The sequence below is a fragment of the Thermincola sp. GK-1 genome, from assembly GCF_059412445.1.
Genome location: NZ_JBSQAT010000010.1, coordinates 47,890 through 67,610, shown reverse-complemented (window position 1 = coordinate 67,610; position 19,721 = coordinate 47,890). Strand labels below are relative to the sequence as shown.

Annotated in this window: 18 protein-coding genes and 1 riboswitch; of the genes, 2 read left to right on the top strand and 16 right to left on the bottom strand. The window is 46.9% G+C overall.

Translation table 11 applies throughout. The features are described from left to right. Position 1: 1 nt before the first annotated feature. The 7 genes from selD to ACSNJE_RS10635 form a co-directional block, all read right to left on the bottom strand. Complete coding sequence (selD, locus tag ACSNJE_RS10665) at positions 2 to 1,060, bottom strand: selenide, water dikinase SelD (RefSeq protein WP_474773617.1); 1,059 nt, start codon at positions 1,058 to 1,060, stop codon at positions 2 to 4. Further along, on the bottom strand, positions 1,057 to 2,508 hold the full coding sequence (gene selA, locus ACSNJE_RS10660; RefSeq protein WP_013119640.1) for an L-seryl-tRNA(Sec) selenium transferase: 1,452 nt from the start codon (positions 2,506 to 2,508) through the stop codon (positions 1,057 to 1,059). Before selA ends, selD begins: the two co-directional genes overlap by 4 nt. Before the next feature lie 87 nt (positions 2,509 to 2,595). Continuing rightward, the gene (locus ACSNJE_RS10655) at positions 2,596 to 3,600 is read right to left on the bottom strand and encodes an L-lactate dehydrogenase (RefSeq protein ID WP_495252638.1); all 1,005 of its coding nucleotides are present in this window, start codon (positions 3,598 to 3,600) and stop codon (positions 2,596 to 2,598) included. 41 nt (positions 3,601 to 3,641) lie between these two features. Further along, positions 3,642 to 4,085, bottom strand: a complete 444-nt coding sequence (locus ACSNJE_RS10650) for a hypothetical protein (protein WP_495252637.1) — start codon at positions 4,083 to 4,085, stop codon at positions 3,642 to 3,644. Between the two features lie 190 nt (positions 4,086 to 4,275). Then, positions 4,276 to 6,357, bottom strand: coding sequence for a cache domain-containing protein (locus ACSNJE_RS10645; RefSeq protein WP_474773620.1), 2,082 nt, complete (start codon positions 6,355 to 6,357; stop codon positions 4,276 to 4,278). Positions 6,358 to 6,609: 252 nt separating this feature from the next. After that, positions 6,610 to 7,167, bottom strand: coding sequence for a spore protease YyaC (gene yyaC, locus ACSNJE_RS10640; protein WP_013119635.1), 558 nt, complete (start codon positions 7,165 to 7,167; stop codon positions 6,610 to 6,612). 185 nt (positions 7,168 to 7,352) lie between these two features. Beyond that, complete coding sequence (locus ACSNJE_RS10635) at positions 7,353 to 8,603, bottom strand: HD-GYP domain-containing protein (protein ID WP_495252636.1); 1,251 nt, start codon at positions 8,601 to 8,603, stop codon at positions 7,353 to 7,355. A 280-nt stretch (positions 8,604 to 8,883) separates the two neighbouring features. On the opposite strand from ACSNJE_RS10635, the gene ACSNJE_RS10630 reads away from it, so the two are divergent. After that, positions 8,884 to 9,081, top strand: a complete 198-nt coding sequence (locus ACSNJE_RS10630) for a hypothetical protein (protein WP_495252635.1) — start codon at positions 8,884 to 8,886, stop codon at positions 9,079 to 9,081. A gap of 145 nt (positions 9,082 to 9,226) precedes the next feature. Then, the gene (locus ACSNJE_RS10625) at positions 9,227 to 9,361 is read left to right on the top strand and encodes a hypothetical protein (protein ID WP_495252634.1); all 135 of its coding nucleotides are present in this window, start codon (positions 9,227 to 9,229) and stop codon (positions 9,359 to 9,361) included. Between the two features lie 247 nt (positions 9,362 to 9,608). Here the strand turns inward: ACSNJE_RS10625 and fdhF are convergent, their stop codons facing one another. From fdhF to ACSNJE_RS10580, 9 genes are all read right to left on the bottom strand, one after another. Further along, positions 9,609 to 12,293: a formate dehydrogenase subunit alpha gene (fdhF, locus tag ACSNJE_RS10620; protein WP_495252633.1), complete on the bottom strand. Its 2,685-nt coding sequence runs from the start codon at positions 12,291 to 12,293 to the stop codon at positions 9,609 to 9,611. Between the two features lie 52 nt (positions 12,294 to 12,345). Next, positions 12,346 to 13,278, bottom strand: coding sequence for an NADH-quinone oxidoreductase subunit G (locus ACSNJE_RS10615; protein WP_152909000.1), 933 nt, complete (start codon positions 13,276 to 13,278; stop codon positions 12,346 to 12,348). 45 nt (positions 13,279 to 13,323) lie between these two features. Then, entirely contained in the window at positions 13,324 to 15,183 is a 1,860-nt protein-coding gene (gene nuoF / locus ACSNJE_RS10610; RefSeq protein ID WP_474773623.1) for an NADH-quinone oxidoreductase subunit NuoF, read from the bottom strand. Between the two features lie 14 nt (positions 15,184 to 15,197). Further along, positions 15,198 to 15,674, bottom strand: coding sequence for an NADH-quinone oxidoreductase subunit NuoE (gene nuoE / locus ACSNJE_RS10605; protein WP_052217647.1), 477 nt, complete (start codon positions 15,672 to 15,674; stop codon positions 15,198 to 15,200). Positions 15,675 to 15,700: 26 nt separating this feature from the next. Further along, positions 15,701 to 16,273 carry a 5-formyltetrahydrofolate cyclo-ligase gene (locus tag ACSNJE_RS10600; protein ID WP_495252632.1) on the bottom strand — a complete coding sequence of 191 codons (573 nt, stop codon included), beginning with the start codon at positions 16,271 to 16,273 and terminating at the stop codon, positions 15,701 to 15,703. A 328-nt stretch (positions 16,274 to 16,601) separates the two neighbouring features. Further along, positions 16,602 to 16,895, bottom strand: a complete 294-nt coding sequence (locus ACSNJE_RS10595) for a hypothetical protein (RefSeq protein WP_013119626.1) — start codon at positions 16,893 to 16,895, stop codon at positions 16,602 to 16,604. Between the two features lie 68 nt (positions 16,896 to 16,963). Further along, positions 16,964 to 17,062, bottom strand: a riboswitch (cyclic di-GMP riboswitch). Between the two features lie 192 nt (positions 17,063 to 17,254). Then, complete coding sequence (locus ACSNJE_RS10590; protein ID WP_052217645.1) at positions 17,255 to 17,719, bottom strand: hypothetical protein; 465 nt, start codon at positions 17,717 to 17,719, stop codon at positions 17,255 to 17,257. A gap of 132 nt (positions 17,720 to 17,851) precedes the next feature. After that, positions 17,852 to 18,283, bottom strand: a complete 432-nt coding sequence (locus tag ACSNJE_RS10585) for an ACT domain-containing protein (protein WP_013119624.1) — start codon at positions 18,281 to 18,283, stop codon at positions 17,852 to 17,854. Positions 18,284 to 18,361: 78 nt separating this feature from the next. Then, positions 18,362 to 19,633 carry a phenylacetate--CoA ligase family protein gene (locus ACSNJE_RS10580; protein ID WP_461568346.1) on the bottom strand — a complete coding sequence of 424 codons (1,272 nt, stop codon included), beginning with the start codon at positions 19,631 to 19,633 and terminating at the stop codon, positions 18,362 to 18,364. Between the last annotated feature and the right edge of the window lie 88 nt (positions 19,634 to 19,721).

The following is a 19,721-nucleotide window of genomic DNA, read 5'->3' as shown; positions in this document are numbered from 1 at the left end:
GCTAACTCTCCTTGTATACTTCAAGATTTCCCTTCCCGGGGATGACTTCACCTATTATGGCAGCATTCAGCCCCTTTTCACGGCTAAGCTCCATATAACGGGCAGCTTTTTCTTCCGGCAGCGAAATGAGTAGGCCTCCGGAAGTAATGGTATCTGCCAGTATAATCCTTTCTTCTTCCTCCAGGTTGTCGTCAAATCGGGTAAACTGAGCAACATATTTCAGGTTTCTTCTTGTACCGGCAGGAATCAAGCCGTAGCGTACATATTCCCGGGCCGGGGCCAGGACCGGCACCTCTTCAGCAAAAATCCTTACATTTACCGAGCTCGCTTTAGCCAATTCCAGAGCATGGCCCAGAAGACCGAATCCCGTTACATCTGTACAGGCATGGGCGCCCACTTCCTGCATGATTTCTGCGGCATCCTTATTTAAAGCGCTCATGACTGCCGTAGCTTCCCTCTCCGCCTCTTCAGAAGCCATGCCTGCTTTCAGGGCAGTGGTAATGATACCGATGCCCAGCGGTTTAGTTAAAATAAGCACGTCTCCCGGTTTTGCCGCTGCATTGGTCAGAACCCGGTCCGGATGGATAATCCCGGTTACGGATAAACCGTATTTGGGTTCTTTATCTTCGACGGAATGCCCACCCAGTAGTACAGCGCCTGCTTCACATACCTTTTCAGCGCCACCCCGTAAAATTTCCGCCAGTATTTCCAAGCCCAGGGTCTCAGTCGGAAACCCAACCAGGTTCATGGCCGTGAGCGGCTTTCCCCCCATGGCATATACATCGCTGAGGGCGTTAGCGGCGGCAATTCGCCCGAAGTCATAGGGGTTGTCTACAACAGGCGTAAAGAAATCCAGAGTCTGAATCAAGGCAATATCATCGGTAAGCTTATAAACCCCGGCATCGTCGGAGGTGTCAAGCCCTACCAGTAAATTAGGGTCTTTTCCAGTTGACGGCAACAGACTGATGACTTTGGCCAGGTCCTCCGGACCTATTTTTGCCGCTCATCCCGCCGAACAGGTTAAAGATGTCAGGGTACAACTGATTTCCTTTTTGGTCAAAAAGACACCTCCTGTTCCACCAACCTGCTGGAATTAGCCAGCAGTTCACTGATTACACTTATAACCTCGTTTTCTTCGTCGGGGAGTATGGTCCTGTAATCCAAAAGCAGTTGATCTTTCTGAATCCTGGCCAGTATCGGTGTGCCGGCTCCGCGCAGGTGCTCCTCCAGCCAGTTGACAGAAACATAAACAGGTTTTACGGCCACCAGAGGGCTTGGTATGTTTTCCTCAGGCAGGGCTCCTCCACCTACCTGAGAAAAACCCTGTATTACTTCTACCTTGGCATTACCGCCAAGGGCCTTACTCAGATTGCGGGCGTTTCGTTTCACTCTTTTCAGGAGATCACCATAAGGAATAGTCAGCATCTGTAAAGTCGGTATTTCCATCAACGCCCGGTTTTCATCGAAGTATATCCGCAGCGTAGCTTCCAGGGCAGCAAAAGTAAGTTTATCTACCCGTAAGGCTCTGGTCAGGGGATTCTTTTTGCACTGTTCGATCAGTTCCCTGCGGCCTGCGATTATTCCCGCCTGGGGTCCGCCAAAGAGCTTGTCCCCGCTGAAACTTACCAAATCCACGCCGGCCCGTATGCTGTCCTGTACAGTAGGTTCGTAAGTCAGGCCATAATTCCGAAAGTCCACCAGCACCCCGCTGCCCAGGTCCTCGTAAACAGGTATTCCCTTGGCATGCCCTATTTGGGCCAGCTCCGAAACAGATACTTCGGAAGTAAACCCGATAATCCGGTAATTGCTGGTATGTACTTTTAACAGCAAAGCAGTGTTTTCCGTGATGGCTCTCAGGTAATCGGCAAGGTGTGTTTTATTGGTCGTACCCACTTCCACAAGGATAGCACCGCTCTGCCGCATGACATCCGGGATTCTGAAGGAACCACCTATTTCCACCAGTTGGCCTCTGGAAACCACAACTTCTTTATCTTTCGCCAGGGTGTTTAAAACGAGTAAAACTGCAGCCGCATTGTTATTCACTACCAAAGCTGCTTCCGCCCCGGTCAGACGGCATATCAGCCCCTCCACGTGTGCATATCGCGAACCGCGCTCCCCGGTACTCAAATCCAGTTCCAGATTAGAGTATCCTGACGCCACTTCAGTAAGGGCTTCCGTCACCTTTTGGCCAAGAATGGCACGTCCAAGGTTGGTATGGAGAACTATACCCGTTGCATTAATAACCCGCCGCAACCTGGGCTGCACCTTTTCGTATACCCTTTGCATCAGCATGGCGATTATGTTTTTCAACGTGATTTCCTGATCTAAGCCACGGTAATCCTCTTCAGCAGCTTTTAGGATTTTTTCCCGCAACTGCTGAACGACTTCGCCCGCCGCTTCCGAAACCAGCGGATGACCGTACTCGCGTATTAGCGCCTGGATCTCTGCTGTCTGCAAGATTATATTTATAGCCGGCAGTTGCCTCAGCAGTCGGTTTTTATCGACCATGTTATCCCTTCCTTTAGCCAATGGTTTTCCCTATCAAGTCTTGTATTCTACAGAGTTTTCCAAATCCCTTTATTAAACCCATTAAACTTATTTATAGCTCGATACTACAGCTTCGCCAAGGTTAACCTTGGCCAAAACCTCTTTCATGGCCGCAGCCGATTCCCTGAAAGCCTGTCTCTCCTCAATGTCAAGGGGCAGTTCCAGCACGCGGCTGATACCGTTTCTATTTACCACGGAAGGAAGGCTGAGACATACATCGTAAACACCGTACTGGCCCTGCAGTAAACTGGATACGGTAAGGATTGAATTTTCATCTCTGACTACAGCCTCGATAATACGGGTCAGGGCCAGGCCAATGCCATAATAGGTCGCTTCTTTCCTGGAGATTATGTCATAACCGGCGTTTTTCACCTCATCAAAAATCTTCTTTTTTTCAGGCCTGGTGCAGCCTTTATCACTCAACAGGCAAAATTCTTCTATAGAAACGCCGCCAATATTGGTCAAGCTCCATAATGGCACTTCCGTATCCCCATGTTCGCCTATAATGTAGGCATGTACATTACGGGCGTCCACGCCGCAGTGGGCGCTCAGGGCCTGCCGGAAACGGGAACTGTCCAGTAATGTCCCGGAACCGATCACCTTTGACGGAGGGAAGCCCGAAAGCTTGACTGTAATATAAGTAAGAATGTCCACCGGATTGGCAACCACCAATAATACAGCCCCGGCACAATATTGGGCGACTTTGGGGATAATCTTTTTAAAGATTTCTGCATTCCTGTTAACCAGGTCTATCCTTGTCTCCCCCGGTTTCTGGTTTACCCCTGCTGTTATTATCACTATATCAGAACCCGCTGCCTGCTCATAGTCGCCAGCATAAACATTTACCGGGAATGCCAGGGAAGTGCCATGGCGCAGATCCATGGCCTCTCCTTCCGCCTTCCTATGGTCCTTGTCAATCAAAACTATTTCCGAAGCTAAGCCCTTTATCAATAAAGCAAAGGCGGTGGTTGAACCGACAAAACCCGTGCCTACTATCGTCACTTTTACCAGTTCTTTCCTTTCCTTTTTCACGACCTTTACACTCCTCAACATTCAATTTTCCTAAGTTTAAATTTTACCGCCATTAAATAATTTTATTCCATGGGATGCCGCACCACATTTACCCGTAAAGAAAGCTCAACTCTTGCCCCCAAACAACCTCCCCACAACTCCATGTGCCAATCGTTTTTCCGGTCGGGAACTTCTATTTCTATCGTTCCCGGAGAAACTTCCCGCGGCGCTACCGTCACCGGCGTTTGGTACTCCTTTTCCAAAAAAATTTCCCTACCCTGACTGTTCACTAAAGCTACATTGAAATCTAACTCTTTAGGTTTTTCCGTTGTATTAAGCACAACTAAACCAATCCTGTACAACTGCCCTTGATCCCTGGGAATCTTTTCTACCGCATAAACGGCCAATCCTAACCCGCCGGTTTTTATCCCCGTGACCGTACCTTTCCCTGTTATATATATTTTAAAAGACTCCGGTCCCTTTGCCGGTTGGCCCCCAGGAAAACCTGGGGCCGTGTCGTCAAGCAAAAATAAGCTGCGTACCCCCAGCAACACAAAACAGCTAACTAGACAAAAGAATAAGTAAATATTCCTGCGCGGTACAAACACCCCTAACCCCTCTCCTTCGATTAATATTCAGCTTACTTATTACTACGCGAGCCCCAACCACAAAATTCACCGCCACGAAAAAAGAGCCTGGCTTAAGCCAGGCTCCTCATCACCTCAGGAACTGCCCATTTTCTTTGGAAACTGCTACTTCTTCTACAAACTCATTTTGTACCAGATTAATAAATTCGGGGACCAATTTCGGATCCCACTGGGTGCCGGCGCCTTCTCTTAAACGCCGCAACGCTTCTTCCCGGGGCATGCCGGACCGGTATGGCCGGTCGGAAGTCATGGCGTCATAAGCATCGGCGATAGCAATAATTCGCGCCATCAAAGGAATATGTTCACCTTTAAGCCCATCGGGGTAGCCTTGTCCGTTGTAATGCTCGTGATGGTGTCTGATTATCGGCAACATTTCCTGGGCAAACTTCAGAGAAAGACAGATGCGTTCTCCTATGGAAGGGTGTTTTCTAACCTGCTGGAATTCCAGCGCATTTAAGGCCCCTGGTTTTCTCAAGATTGAGCCGCTGATACCTATCTTGCCTATATCATGCAGAAGAGCAGCTCCTTTCAGAAGTTCGAGGTCATCACCATTAATGCCAAGGCGTTTAGCCAGCCTTATACTATACTCGGCAACTCGTTCAGAATGGCCCCGGGTGTAAGGGTCTTTAGCCTCAACGGCCACGGCCAAGGCATAAATGATATTTTGACTGTGGTCCAGCGCCTTCATCGATTCCTCCAGTTGGCGGTTCAACTGCAATAAGTTTTCTTTCTGACTTTCCAACTCATCCCGGTGTTCCGCTAATTCCTTGTTATTGGCTTCCAGTTGTTTGTTCAACTCTTCCATTGCTTTTGTACGTTCGTCAATGAACATAGCCATAAAATTCACAGCATCGATAAGGCGGTCTAACTCGTTACCGCTGTATATATTATAGACATCGCAATGTAAACAGCAGTCAGGTTTTCCACAATTATTGCCCTGATGCCGGCACCAGGCATCCGATAAAAGCCAGCACCTGATCAAGGCATTGTTATAGGCCGGGCATTCTTCCTGCTGACAATCCATTATTTCCCAGCACCTGTTCGGCTGGGATGTCGGAAACCTTGTTCCAAAATCCCCGCGGGCAATGTGCAAAACCCCGGTAGAAATGTTGTGGATCGGTTTAACAACAGATCTGTAAACCCATAAAATTGCTATCGCAAACACTACTATAGCAACAGCCAAAGTAACCCTTATCTGATTGTTCACTGACTGCTGCATTTCGAGCAAAGGTTTTTCCTCTGTCCCAACATAAAGCGCCCCTACTACTTTACCGTTAACATCCTTAATAGGTTCATAAGCCGTCACGTACCAGTTGTTGACTACAAAAGCCCGACCTGTATATTTACTACCCTTTTTAATCACCTTGTCATAAACCGGGTCTGATAACAAAGTACCTGTAGCACGGTCACCATGGTCATTAGTCACATTGGTCGCTATCCGGACCTTATCAAGAAATATTGTTGACCGGGCACCAAAATTTTTTTTGATATTGTCCACTATGGTATTGTTATTATTAAGAATTTTACCCAAGACCACATAACCGGCAATGCCCATATTTTTGTGCACGGGTTCTACCACCATCATGGCCATCGCTTTGCATTCTTTGGTGTATTTCAAATTTGTCGCTTGCGGGGTTGGAACTATATTTATACAGGCATTCCCGGCCACCCCTTCTGCTTCCAGAAGCTGCTTATCCAAAACCTCAATTCCGCTTGTTTCGCCACGCATCGTAGCTAGTTTTAAAATGTCAAGCTGATAAATATCTTTGACCGGTTCAGGATTGTTCTTGCTATATATAACTTTTCCCTCTTTATCGGTGAAGAATAAAATATCAGGACGAATTTCACTTGGCCAGGCCTGGACTTTGTTTTTCACCTTGGCCATTTGTGCAGGGGTGTAATCTCGGAGTTCCATTTCAGTTGTTATCGTCCTAAAAAGGTACGTCATATTTTCTAACTTATCATAAAAATAGTTATGCGCCCCCTGTAAAATGGTACCTACCTGCTCCTGCCCGTGTTTCTCCACTATGTAATATTTAGTGGAAAAACTTACCCTATATAAAAACAAAGTCATAATAACAACAAAAGCAATAAGTATTTTTCCTCTTAAGCTTACCCGATGTAATTTACCCAGCAATTTCTTAACTAGCATTCTACTTGGCCGCCTTTCCTGGGCATTAATTAACTGGTAATTTTTTCTGATATCCGACATATTTCTACAAAAAGGTTTGCATTTCCTTCTCATTTATCGATTTCAAAAACAAAAAATTAACATTTTTACTAATTTGTTTTTTTAAAATTCTTATAAAAACCATTATAAAAGGGCCTCCCATAACTTTTGGGAAACCCCTTTGTTCATGCCGGTTATAATAATCATTATGTTTATAACATAAAACTGCAACCTTTAAGCTTCTTTAAGCTTGTATAAGTTCCTGAAATTCTTATGGGCCACTAGAGCCTGGACTATTGTCCCGGCAATAATTTTTGCCATGTTGTAGACAGAATTTAAACGGGTACTTTGTAAAACCATCGTAGGCATAAACCCTCCCACATTGACTATCCCTTTTACCGATACGTCTCCTACAGGAGCCAATTCCTTATCCACACCGATGCCGGGCTTTAATGGTTCTGCACACAGCACGATATTATCTACATTATTGGCCCGACCCAAGCAGGCGTCCACAGCAATGACCAAAGCAGAAGGATGCATGGTCTTGATTTTACGGGTTACTTCTTCCAGATTAAGCGCATGCACAGGCGTGTCCAATGTACCAAAAACACGGGCCCACGGATACTCTTCCTTGATCAATGTTCCGGTCAATGGCCCGAGACTGTCCCCGGAAACACGGTCCGTTCCGATGCAAAGTATAGTCACTTCCTGATATCCTTTCATCATTTCTATCAAGAGTTCCAGCATTAATTTTTGGCCCTCTTTGTCTCCATAATGAAATTTGTATTCCACTATAAACCCCCTTCTCCTATAGGCTTAATCTCTGGGGTTATTATAGCGAAAGTCCTTTGTCGAAATCCTCAAAAACCGGGCTGCCGCCGGAAAGAAATTATCTTGATTTTTCATCACCGGTCGGGGAATTTTACTGCCTGCGCAAAAAAAGTATAAACTTCTGCAGAGCTCGCCTAAAAAAAGTCCTAAGCTTTTTCCTTGAAAGCTCGGTATTCTGCATCTGCAGCCTTTTGGGCCTCAATCCTGACCATGTAGATTTCGTCATAATGGGCTTCCAATGTGGCTACTACCTGCCTATCCAGCGCTTGCTCTCCGACCATTTTCCGTAATATTGACATTACCTCCTCCCTGGTCAAACCTGCCCGGTATGGCCGATCTTCCGTGAGCGCCGTAAAAACATCAGCTACTGCCATAACACGCGAGCCGAGGGATATGTTTGCACTGCAATGGTGAAAAGGATACCCTGTTCCGTCCAGTCTTTCGTGATGAAAAGCGGCCCATGTTCTTATCATATCCAGGTCTGGTAAGGGCTCAAACACATAATGGGTATAAAAGGCATGACTGCGCATAATATCAATTTCTCTATCATCCAGTCTGCCCGGTTTTTCCAAAATCTGCGCAGGTACCGCCAGTTTCCCTAAATCATGAACATATCCGGCAACCATCATCATTTTGCATTCACGTTCAGAGAAACCAACATATCTCGCCAAAGCCTTTGCACTGGCCGCCACCCCGCTGGAATGGCTGGCAGTAAATGGACTCCGGAAATCCACAATTTGACTGAGCATCTTGGCAAAACTGAGCAGACCGTCATCATCTAATTCCAGCGTCCCCATTCCGACCCTGTTTTGCAAAGTTGTCTCCAATGCAGGGGACAAAGCCTCAAACCAAAAATATTCTTTTTTGGCCAGTCCCATAAAAACTTCTACTAAATCAGGGGAAAACAGGTGCCCCGACTGTTTTTGTATTTGCGCACAAATATCCTTGACTTGACCAAGTATCTCCCGTTTCCTGTTGATAAGGACTTCTATGCGGTCTGCCAGGTGGATTATTTGGCTCCCCAATGGTACTTCCTCCTGTAGAGTCCCCTGGGCCCAGGGAGTATGGTGGTCCTTCACCAACAAGGCGGCCTCTTGAAAAGGCGCAAACTTGCTCAACAGCAAATATCCGGTATGAGCATGGCTTTGAGCATTATTTGTTTCGAATTCCAGAGCGTCAAGCCGTTCTTTTACGCTTAATGCACCACTGTCATGAAGAAGCCCGGCCAACACTACATTGTTTTGTTCTTCACTGCTTATTCCTGCTTCTCTGGCAATGCTTTTGGCTATATAGGCAACCCTTTTATGGTGGCCAACAAGCGCGGGACTTACCAGGTCGATGGCCCCGGAAACACACATCACCAGGTTAAAAAGAGGCACATGGATATCTTTAACCATACAAACCACCCCTGTTTTCTTTTTAAATCAAGGCCACTGTATAAACAAAAATAAGCACGGACTATCAAGGTATCGCTCATCTACTGGCAAGTTATTCCGCTTATACCAATATACTGTTTCGACATTTCGTGTCAAATTCCTCCAAAACCGCAAAGGACTGCCTAAAAGGCAGCCCCCAGGCTGTTGCCAAAGGTCATTCTGATAAATTTGGGGAGGTTAAATGTTTTCCGGAACGGAGCTCTGGTTTAATCCGCCGGTTTTTTTTGGAGGGGTGGGTGGGGTGACTGGGCTACCCCGGAGCTTTGTGCTGCAAAACCAGGCCGAAGCTGCGGTTGCCGCTATGGAGGTAAAACAGTCCATGCTCCAAGGTTACGGGCAGAGACAGTGTACACTCCGTTCGGTTGAAATCACTGAACCCGGCCAAATCGTCGTCCGTGACTCATGGCCGGGTTTCCGGCATCCGTGCCGGAAACAGTGATTTCAAGCCCTCACTGTCGTTAACACTGTCTATCCGCCCTCCACCTGGTCGCAACTTACTGTTTTACCTCCATAGCGGTATTTTCTGTTTTTCTTAAAGTGACAGTTATTTCAGCGTAGAACGCCAAGCGGCAAAAAAAGGGGGGGTGGGCAGGGTTCTCCGTCTACCGTTTGGGAGCGACTGCGCCCGCAAAACCGCAGCCGGGCAGGCAGGGAGTTCCCGCATGTTCGAAGATGGCGAAGGCCGCCGGGAAGTCCGGCACTCAACACATGTTGAGTGACCGGACGGGAGGCGGCCTAACTTATTAGAAATGCAATATGAGCCATCGAGTTCGGGAACGCTGCCTGCCTGGCAGCGGTTTTGCAGCATCAAGCTCCCTGGTAGCGGAGAACCCCTCCCACCCCTCCTTAGCTGGGAAGGTGCTGCCCCGGAGCAACGGCTGTTTCACCGGTGCAGCGGCTACAATCGTACTAATTTGACTTTGTCTACAATCTGAGGGCTGCCTAAAAGGCAGCCCTCCCCTTTTACTAACTTACCTTTTCCACTTTCACAGCAGCCACCTTTAACTCAGGTATCTTACAAACAGGGTCTTTGGCCGTATTGGTCAGGAAATTAACTGCCGCTTCGGAGAAATGAAAACTGGTAAAGACCATGCCGGGCGGCACTCTGTCGGTTACATCAGCCTTCAGCAGGATTTCTCCCCGCCGGGAGCTTACCTTAACCATATCCCCTTCCTGGATACCCAGTTTCCTGGCATCGGCCGGGTTAATTTCCAGGAACTCTTCGCTGTAAATGGTGTTCAGGCCTTTTGCCCGGCGGGTCATGGTACCGGTATGGTAATGGTATAACCGTCGGCCGGTGTTTAATACGAAAGGATATTCGGCATCGGGAAGTTCTGCCGGTGGTTTAAAGTCTACTCCGGTAAACTTGCCTAAGCCACGGGAGAATTTACCCTCATGCAGGTATCTGGTACCGGGATGTTCTTTAGTGGGACATGGCCACTGCAAACTTCCCCGCTCCAGCCGTTCGTAAGAAATACCGGCATACTGCGGCGTAACAGAGGCAATTTCATCAAAAATCTCCGATGCGCTGCTGTAATGGTGCGGGTATCCCATCCGGGTGAGGATTTCAGCAATAACTTCCCAATCCGCTTTGCCAGGGATAGGATCAATAGCTTTACGAACCCGCTGTACACGGCGTTCGGTATTAGTGAAAGTACCGTCCTTCTCCGCAAAGCTGGCGCCGGGCAGAACCACATCAGCAAGCATGGCGGTTTCAGTGAGGAAAAGGTCCTGCACAACTAAAAACTCCAAATGTTCAAGAGCTTCTTTGACGTGGTTGATATCAGGATCGCTGAGCATCGGGTTTTCACCGAGAATGTACAACCCTTTCAAGTCCCCACGGTGAGCTGCATCCAGCATCTCGCCCACTGTCAGCCCTACTTTGTTTGACTGCTGCACTCCCCAGGCTTTGGAGAATTTCTCCACCACAGCCGCGTCCGTAACAGGTTGATATCCGGGGAATACGTTGGGCAGGCCTCCCATATCACAAGCACCCTGTACGTTATTTTGGCCCCTTAACGGGTTAACGCCGCTACTGGGTTTTCCAATCTGGCCCGTTAACATGGCCAGGTTAGCTATGGCCAGTACGTTGTTGGTTCCCGTTATATGTTGGGTAATGCCCATCGTATAGAATATAGCCGCGTTTTTAGCCCTGGCAAAACCGCGGGCAATTTCCCGGATAGTTTCCGCCGGAATACCGATAATACCGGCATAGTTTTCCGGAGTAAAGTTAGCCACAGCTTCCTTGAGTTCCTCAAAGCCTTCAGTCCTGTTGGCAACAAACTCCTTGTCATATAAGCCTTCCTCAATAATGACATTGCACATGGCATTAAGCAGAGGAATATTGGCGCCCGGTTTTAATGGAATATAATAGGAAGCCAGTTCCGCCATTTCCGTTTTTCTCGGATCAGCTACCACCAGAGTGGCGCCCCTGCGGACTGCCTTTTTCATTTCAATGGCAATGATCGGGTGGGTTTCCGTGGTATTGGAACCCAATACAAACAGGAAATCACAGTCTTTAATCTCTCCAATAGAGTTGGTCATTGCTCCACTACCGAATGCAGTTGCCAGACCGGCAACAGTAGCAGAGTGTCAGAGGCGGGCGCAGTGGTCAATATTGTTGGTCCCGAAACCGACCCGCGCCAGTTTGTTGACCAGGTAGTTCTCCTCATTTGTACAGCGGGCGGAAGTCAATGCACCCAGTGCATCGCTGCCGTGTTTTTCTTTCAGTTCATTAAACCTGGCCGCAACGTAACTGAGCGCTTCATCCCAACTGACCTCTACAAAGTCGCCTTCTTTTTTGATTAAAGGTTTGGTTAACCGGTCAGGGCTATGGACAAAGTCATAGCCAAACCTTCCTTTTACGCAAAGGTGACGGCCATTAACCTCACTGGTTGGGTTGGAAGTCACACCAATGACTTTACCGTCTTTTACGTTCAAATCGAAGTTACAGCCGCACCCGCAATATGGGCAGGTAGTCTTGACCTTCTTAACTTCCCAGGAACGGCCCAAACCCTGCATATTCTTTTCCGTGAGGGCCCCTACGGGACAAACGGCAACACAACTGCCACAGGAAACGCACTCTGAATCGCCCATGCCTTCATTAAAGGCGGGGCCGACCTTGGTATTAAAACCGCGGTACATGAAATCCAATACGTGCCTGCCCTGAATTTCGTCGCAAACGCGTACGCATTTGCCGCAGAGAATACATTTATTGGTGTCCCGGAGGATAACAGCGCTGGAATCATCGACAGGATCGTTGTGCCGTTCTCCTTCAAAGCTGGACTTTCTAATGCCGTAATAATATGCATAGTCGGCCAGTTTGCAGTTACCAAACTTCTGGCAGGTCATACAATCTTCCGGATGGTTGGCCAACATCAAATCAAGAATGGTTTTCCGTGCCTCTACCACAGCGGGTGAAGCGGTATGAACAACCATTCCTTCAGCCACTGCCGTAACACAGGAAGCAGGAAGATTGCGCCAGCCCTCGATTTCCACCACACAAATCCGGCAAGCGCCCGGCTGTGAAAGCTCAGGGTCATGGCAAAAGGTAGGTATAAAAGCGCCAATCTGTTCCGCCGCTTCCAGAACCGTTGTCCCTGCCGGTACGGTAACCTGCTGGCCGTCTATAGTAAGAGTTATCTCGGCCACTAACTCTCCCTCCTTTAACATTGGCATGGTTATCATGAGAGTAAGGAGTATCCTATTTGGTCAAAGCATTGATCTTTTCCAGAAGCTGAGCAATCCCCAATGCTTCCTCCCAGGAAACTTCGGTAAATTCGCCATCCTTCTTGATTAATGGCTTTTCCGGGCAATCGGGGTTATACAAGAGATTCACGCCCAGGCGTCCTTTGAGACACAAAGGCCGGCCGGCAGCAGCATTGGCTGCTGTAACCCCTACAACTTTCCCGTTTTTATAGTTTACATCAAATGCACATCCCGCTGCACAGAATGTACAGGTAACTTGTTTCTTCTCTAATTCCCAGGTCCGGCCCTTTCCCATCATGGTTTTGTCAACGATGGCGCCAACAGGGCATACAGCTACGCAGCGGTTACAGTATACACATTCCGAATCCTTTAAATCAGTGTCCAGAAAGGTGGCAATTTTGGTATTAAAGCCACGGTAGGCAAAATTTATCACACTGCGTTCCTGTACAGCGTTACAGGCAGCCACACATTTGCCACACAGGATACACTTGTTGAGATCCCTGTAAATATAAGGGTTGGAATCATCAGGCCGGTATGCGTGTTTTTCTCCTGCAAATGCTGTACCTGTTACCCCATACCGGTATGCGTAATCCTGCAGTTTGCAGTTGCCCGATTTTTCGCAGGTCATGCAATCCAGGGGGTGGTTAGCCACTAGCAGCTCCAATATGGTTTTCCTGGCTTCCACCACGGCCGGTGATTCAGTATGCACCACCATACCATCAGCCACTGCAGTTACACAGGAAGCAGGCAGGTTGCGCCAGCCTTCGATTTCCACCACGCAAATTCGGCATGCTCCCGGCGCCGTTAAATCCTTTTCATAGCAAAAGGTTGGGATAAAAGCGCCGATTTTTTCGGCAGCTTCCAGCACAGTGGTTCCGGCCGGAACAGTAACCTGGCGGCCGTTTATGGTCAAGGTTACATTTGACAACTTATTCACCTCTCTTTACGGCAAAACTGGAGGTATGTTCAACGCTTAACCCTTAATAATCGCGTCAAACTTACACTTCTCTATACAACTGCCGCACTTAATACACTTGCCCGCATCAATTTCATGGGCTTCTTTCTTCTCCCCGGAAATAGCGCCCACGGGGCAAACCTTCTTACAAGCGCCGCAGCCTTTACATTTATCGGGATCAATTTTATATTCCAGTAATGCGGTACAAACCCCGGCGGTACACTTCTTGTTATGGATATGGTCTTCGTATTCGTTACGGAAATAGCGGAGAGTAGCCAGCACAGGGTTGGGCGCTGATTGTCCCAAACCACAAAGGGCTGTCGATTTAATTACATTGCTTAAGCGTTCAAGGGTATCTATATCTTCCGGTTTACCCTTTCCGTCACATATACGGTTCAATATCTCCAGCATCCGCTTAGTACCTTCACGGCAGGGCGTGCACTTACCACAGGATTCCTTCTGGGTAAAGTTCAGGAAAAATCTCGCCACGTCAACCATACAGGTAGTCTCATCCATAACAACCAGGCCACCGGAACCCATCATAGCCCCAAGGGCAGTTAATGAGTCATAATCCACCGGTGTATCCAGGTATTCTTCAGGAATACATCCGCCCGACGGACCGCCGATCTGCACAGCTTTAAACTTCTTGTTGTTTTGAATGCCACCGGCGATATCGAAAATGATTTCCCTGATGGTAATTCCAATCGGCACTTCGGCCAGACCGGTTCTGTTTACTTTACCGGTCAGGGCAAAGACCTTAGAGCCTTTGCTCTTTTCCGTACCCATGCCGGCAAACCAATCAGCGCCTTTGCGGATAATACCGGGAATGTTGGCATAGGTTTCTACGTTGTTGTTGTTAGTTGGCTTATTCCACAAACCGGACTGGGCAGGGAACGGAGGCCGTACCCTGGGCATGCCGCGCTTGCCTTCAATAGAATTGATTAAAGCTGTTTCTTCACCGCATACGAAGGCGCCGGCGCCAGCCTTAATCCTCAGCTTGAAATTAAAGCCGGATCCCAGGATGTTTTCACCTAGCAGCCCTGCTTTCTCAGCCTGGGCAATGGCATTTTCCAGCCGCTTAATAGCCAGTGGGTACTCAGCCCGTACGTAAATATAGCCTTCATCAGCACCAATGGCATAACCGCAAATAGCCATTCCTTCAAGCACAGCATGCGGGTCTCCTTCAAGAACACTGCGGTCCATAAAAGCACCCGGGTCTCCCTCATCAGCGTTACAAATAACGTATTTTTTGTCTCCCGGTGATTTGTAAGCAAACTCCCACTTTAAACCGGTGGGGAAACCGCCGCCGCCGCGACCCCTCAGCCCTGATTTTTTAACCTCTTCAATTACCTGGGTCTGGCTCATGCTGGAAAGAACTTTTTCCAGCGCTTCGTATCCGCCATAAGCAATATACTCCTCTATACTGTCGGGATTGATAATGCCACAGTTGGCTATGGCCGTTTTTACCTGTTTTTTATAGAAAGGCATTTCGTTTAATATAGGAATCTCAGGTAGGACGGTTTTCCCTTCCTTGGGATCCTGGGCCACCGCCAAGTCACTGACAACTTTTCCGTTTAAAGCATGCTCTTCCAGGATTTTTAATGCTGTTTCCCCATTAACATTACCATAAATAACCCTTGGCATATCCGGTCTATGCACTTCCATAATCGGTTCTACATAGCATAAACCGATACAACCACTGTAAACCAGTTCTATGTCAAGGTTTTTGTTTTTAACTGCGTTTTCCAAAGCCTGCCATACTTTATCTCCTCCGGCAGCTATACCACATGTACCCATACCTACCACGATAACAGTTTTCTTGGCCTTTTCAGCCAATCTGTTTTGATATTCTTTTCTCTTTTCTGCTAAGGAAATCATGTAACCCCCCCCTTCTATTCATATTGGGCCAATATATCGGGTATTTGGTCCGGTGTCAACCGACCGTGTGTATCATCGTTTACCATGATGACGGGAGCCAAGCCACAAGCTCCTATACAGGCTACGGATTCAATGGTAAAGCGCAGGTCCTCCGTAGTTTCGCCATCCTTAATACCTAACTCCTGCTGTACGCGTTCAAAAATTTTGGCGCCCCCACGTACATGGCAGGCAGTTCCCAAACAAACGCGTATAATATTGCGCCCCCGCGGACTCAAATGGAACTGGGCATAGAAAGTACATACACCAAATATTTCGCTGAGCGGAATTTTCAGTTCTCTGGAAATTTGTTGCAGGGCTTCCTTGGGCAGGTACCCGTAAATGTCCTGAGTCTGCTGAAGTACAGGGATCAGAGCACCTTTTTGCCCTTTATACTTAGCCAACAAAGCTTCTAATGCTTCCTGCTTAGGATCCTTCTTTTCACAGCAGCACATTCTGTTTCCCTCCTTCCGTTTTTTCTTTAATTAAAACATTTGATAACCCGTTCTTCTGTGATTACATAATGAACAGGTTGATCGTGCTCTTCCGGATAGACATTATCCCTCATTTGCAATTCAAAAGCCAAAGCAATATGCGTGGCGTCGGGTTTGGTTCTCGGGAGGAACCTGTCATAAAAACCTCCCCCATAGCCCATCCGGTTCCCCCTAGTATCAAATGAAACCCCTGGAACAATGACAACGTCAATTTCCGAAGGGTCTACGGGACGAATACATTCTTTTTGGGGTTCCAAAATCCCCCAAGTACTGTTTGTCAAATCACCGGGAAAATCCTTTATTTCCGAAGGAATTAAGGTAGAAGTTTCACGTACAGTTATCGGCACAACAACTCGTTTCCCCCGGGCTAAAGCCCGTTTAATCAGGTCTCCCGTCTGCACCTCATTCCGAAAGTCTATATAAAACATGATTAACTCGGCTTCCCTGTACTCAGGCAAATCCTCGAGTCTTTTAGCAATTTTCTGACTTTTCCTGGTGACTTCTTCATTCGACATGGCCATCCTGTCAGCGATAATCTTCTTTCTTAATTCGCGTTTCAAAGATAATTCTCCTCCTATAAAATTCTGATTTTTTCAACTTTTCCTAGCGTTTATTTTCCATTTCCCTAGACAAGTCCGGCACTTCTAAATCATAACTATGCCTGTCTACCTCACTTTATACCTAACATTCGACATATTCTAGGGCCGTTCAAAATTATCCTGCTAAGCAAATAGCTATTAAATAAAATCTTACTATTAAATTAATTAACAATCTTTATATAAAAAACTTGCATTGCGGAGAAAGCCCCGCCATCGAAAAAATTAAGGGGAGGTTAAATCCGGAAAACATTTAGCCTCCCCGACTTTATGAGAATAATTAAGGTCCAACTCAAAGGATCTTCCAAAGAGCCGTCCCGGCTACGATCCCGCCAAGAACAGGCAGCAGGTCATTGAAAGCAGTGGCCGAATCAGGAAATAAAATCAGGAAATAAAAACCGGTAATTGCAAAGATGAGCAATTCGTTCCCCGAAATGATCACAACAACCAGAGTAATTACAAAAGCAGCAACGATGACTCCCAGCCATGGTGGATAAAAAATATTTTCCGCCGAGTAAAAATACCACCAGGCAAAGGTTCCCAAGACACATGCCACTCCATGCCTTATTAGGAATGATACAGTCATCGGTTCACCTCCCAAAAAAAGCCCGTCTCCGGCACCGGAAGACAGGCATACTGACGCTCATATCCTTCTTCGGCAGCCCGACTGTCATAGAGTAGTGGACCGGCCACTAATTCCTTAGACCCGCAGCTTTGCGTCCCCGCCTTTCGACAGGTTTGCCTTTTTCGAAAAAATCTTCAACTTAATTTTGATATTTTTTAATGATATTCGACAGCTTACAGTAATTCCCTCTCTACCATATCCGTTCCCCCCGAAAATGATGCTCCTGTCCCAGTCTGACCGGGACCGGGACTTTCGGCCTATAGCAATAAAAAAAGTCCTATTCCATAGGACTCCAAGTTAATCATCTCACTTCCTGAAGGCTAAAAGTTGACTAACACAGCTCTTGCTTGCCTGTCTTTGGTTAAAATCATGCCAACAATGTCCCCGACCTTTATTTCCCCCAAAGTAACATCGCTCTCCTTATTTTGGATGATCGCATCTTTGGCAACCGCTACATTAGGTGTAATGCTGACACTGTTGTCATCCATATGCTGGTCAATGGTCAAAATGCGTTTCTCCACGTCAACGGCTTTTACTTCACCTTCTACAAAGATTTCTCCCTGTTCGGGGTCGGTTTCGGGAATTTTTGATTTTTTCCTCTCCTGTTTTACCTCTTTTATTTCCTGTGATGGGTCTGTAGTTTGTTTCTCTCCGCCTTTGGGAGGAAAATTCGCCTGCACCGGAGGCTGAGGACTTGTCTTTTCTTGAAAGGCTTTAAAACCAAGGAAACCAGCCAGGAGAACAACGATTCCAACCATAATCCACATAGGCGCGTTTTTTTTCAAAACCGCTTCCCCCCTTGGTTTTCTTTTAAATCTATGCATATAATAACATAAAAGTGCAGAATTTACAACGAAAATAGTACTGCGCTCATGAAAAACGGGCCATATAGGCCCATTTTACTTGATTTTTAACCATTATAGTTTATAAACATCTTCACCCTTGAGAACATTAATAGCGTTCTCCCCTAATACTTTGATAGCTTCATCAATCTGCTCAACCCTGAACACCACAAGCGCGGCATCGGAAGATTTTTCCAGAAAAGCGTAAAGATATTCAATATTTATGCCACGGGCATCCAATATTTTCAACACAGCAGCCAAACCGCCGGGATGATCCTGAACTTCTACAGCAATTACTTCCGTAGCGCTGACTGTAAAACCGGCCTTCTTAAGACAAGCATAAGCCTCATCAGGTTTGTTCACAATCAGGCGAAGAATTCCAAAATCGGATGTATCAGCAATGGATAGCGCTCTTATATTGATGTTGTTCCGCCCCAATATTTCAGTCACATTCGCCAATCTACCGGACTTGTTTTCCAGGAACACCGAAATTTGCTTAACTTTCATATAAATCCCTCCTTACAAAGTTATTTTGGCCGGGTTTAATTAAAAACTCTCTTAACCAAAGCTGAATCCCTTTGTTGATTATAACTCCCTTTTATCCACTATGCGTTTTGCCTTACCTTCGCTTCTAGGAATGGTTCTGGGCTCAACCAGCTTAATCTTGGCGGAAATTCCCAAGACGCTCTGAATTTCGTTGCGCAGTTTGCGCTCCAATTCTTCCAGTCGTCTAATTTCATCGGAGAACATCTTATCAGATACCTCAACCCAGATTTCCAGGTCATCCATTGCTCCTTTCCGGTCTACAACCAGCTGGTAATGGGGCTCTGTCTCGCCAATAGCCAACAACACACTTTCAATTTGCGACGGAAATACGTTGACACCGCGGATGATAAGCATATCATCGGTTCTGCCTGCTACCCTCTCCATGCGAACAAAAGTCCGACCGCAGTCACATTTTTCTTCAATTAATACCGAAATGTCTCTGGTCCTGTACCTGATAACAGGAAAGGCTTCCTTAAGCAAAGAAGTAAATACAAGTTCACCTTTCTGTCCGTATGGGAGCGGCTCCAAAGTCTCGGGATCCACCACCTCGGCAATAAAGTAATCTTCATTGATATGCATCCCGTTTTTGCACTGGCATTCCATAGAAACGCCGGGCCCAATTACTTCGCTCAGTCCATATATGTTATAAGCATCAATCCCCATCTTGTTTTCCAGTTCCTTGCGCATGTTATCGGACCAGGGTTCCGCGCCAAAGACCCCGATCCGCAGCTGACTGGCCGGTAAATCAATACCCATATGGACAGCCTCTTCAGCTAAATAGAGAGCATAAGAAGGCGTACAAGCCAAAACTGTCGTGCCGAAATCCTGCATGAGCATTAACTGCCGCTTGGTATTCCCACCGGAAATGGGGACAACTGTAGCCCCCAGTCTTTCAGCCCCATAATGACAGCCAAGACCGCCGGTAAATAATCCATAGCCGTAAGCAATTTGCACCGTATCATCTTTTGTAGCTCCCGCCATGGCAAAACAACGGGCCATCAGGTCTGCCCAGTTATTAATGTCATTTTGGGTATAACCTACCACAATCGGCTTACCGGTAGTTCCGGAAGAAGCGTGTACCCGTACCAGTTCGGATTTAGGTACCGCAAACAGATCAAATGGATAATTATCCCTTAAGTCCTGTTTAACAGTAAAAGGTAATTTGCTTAAATCATCCACACTTTTGATATCGCCGGGTTCCAAACCTATTTCCCGAAAAGCCTTTTGGTAAAAAGGCACGTTTTCGTAAACACGCCGAACAGTTTCCTGCAAACGTATACCCTGTAGTTCCCGAATACCTTCTCTTGACATGGTTTCAATCTCCGGGTGTAACACTCGTCTCAACTCTCCTTTACAACAAAATTTTATCAACAATTTAATGAATAATTTTAAAAATAAA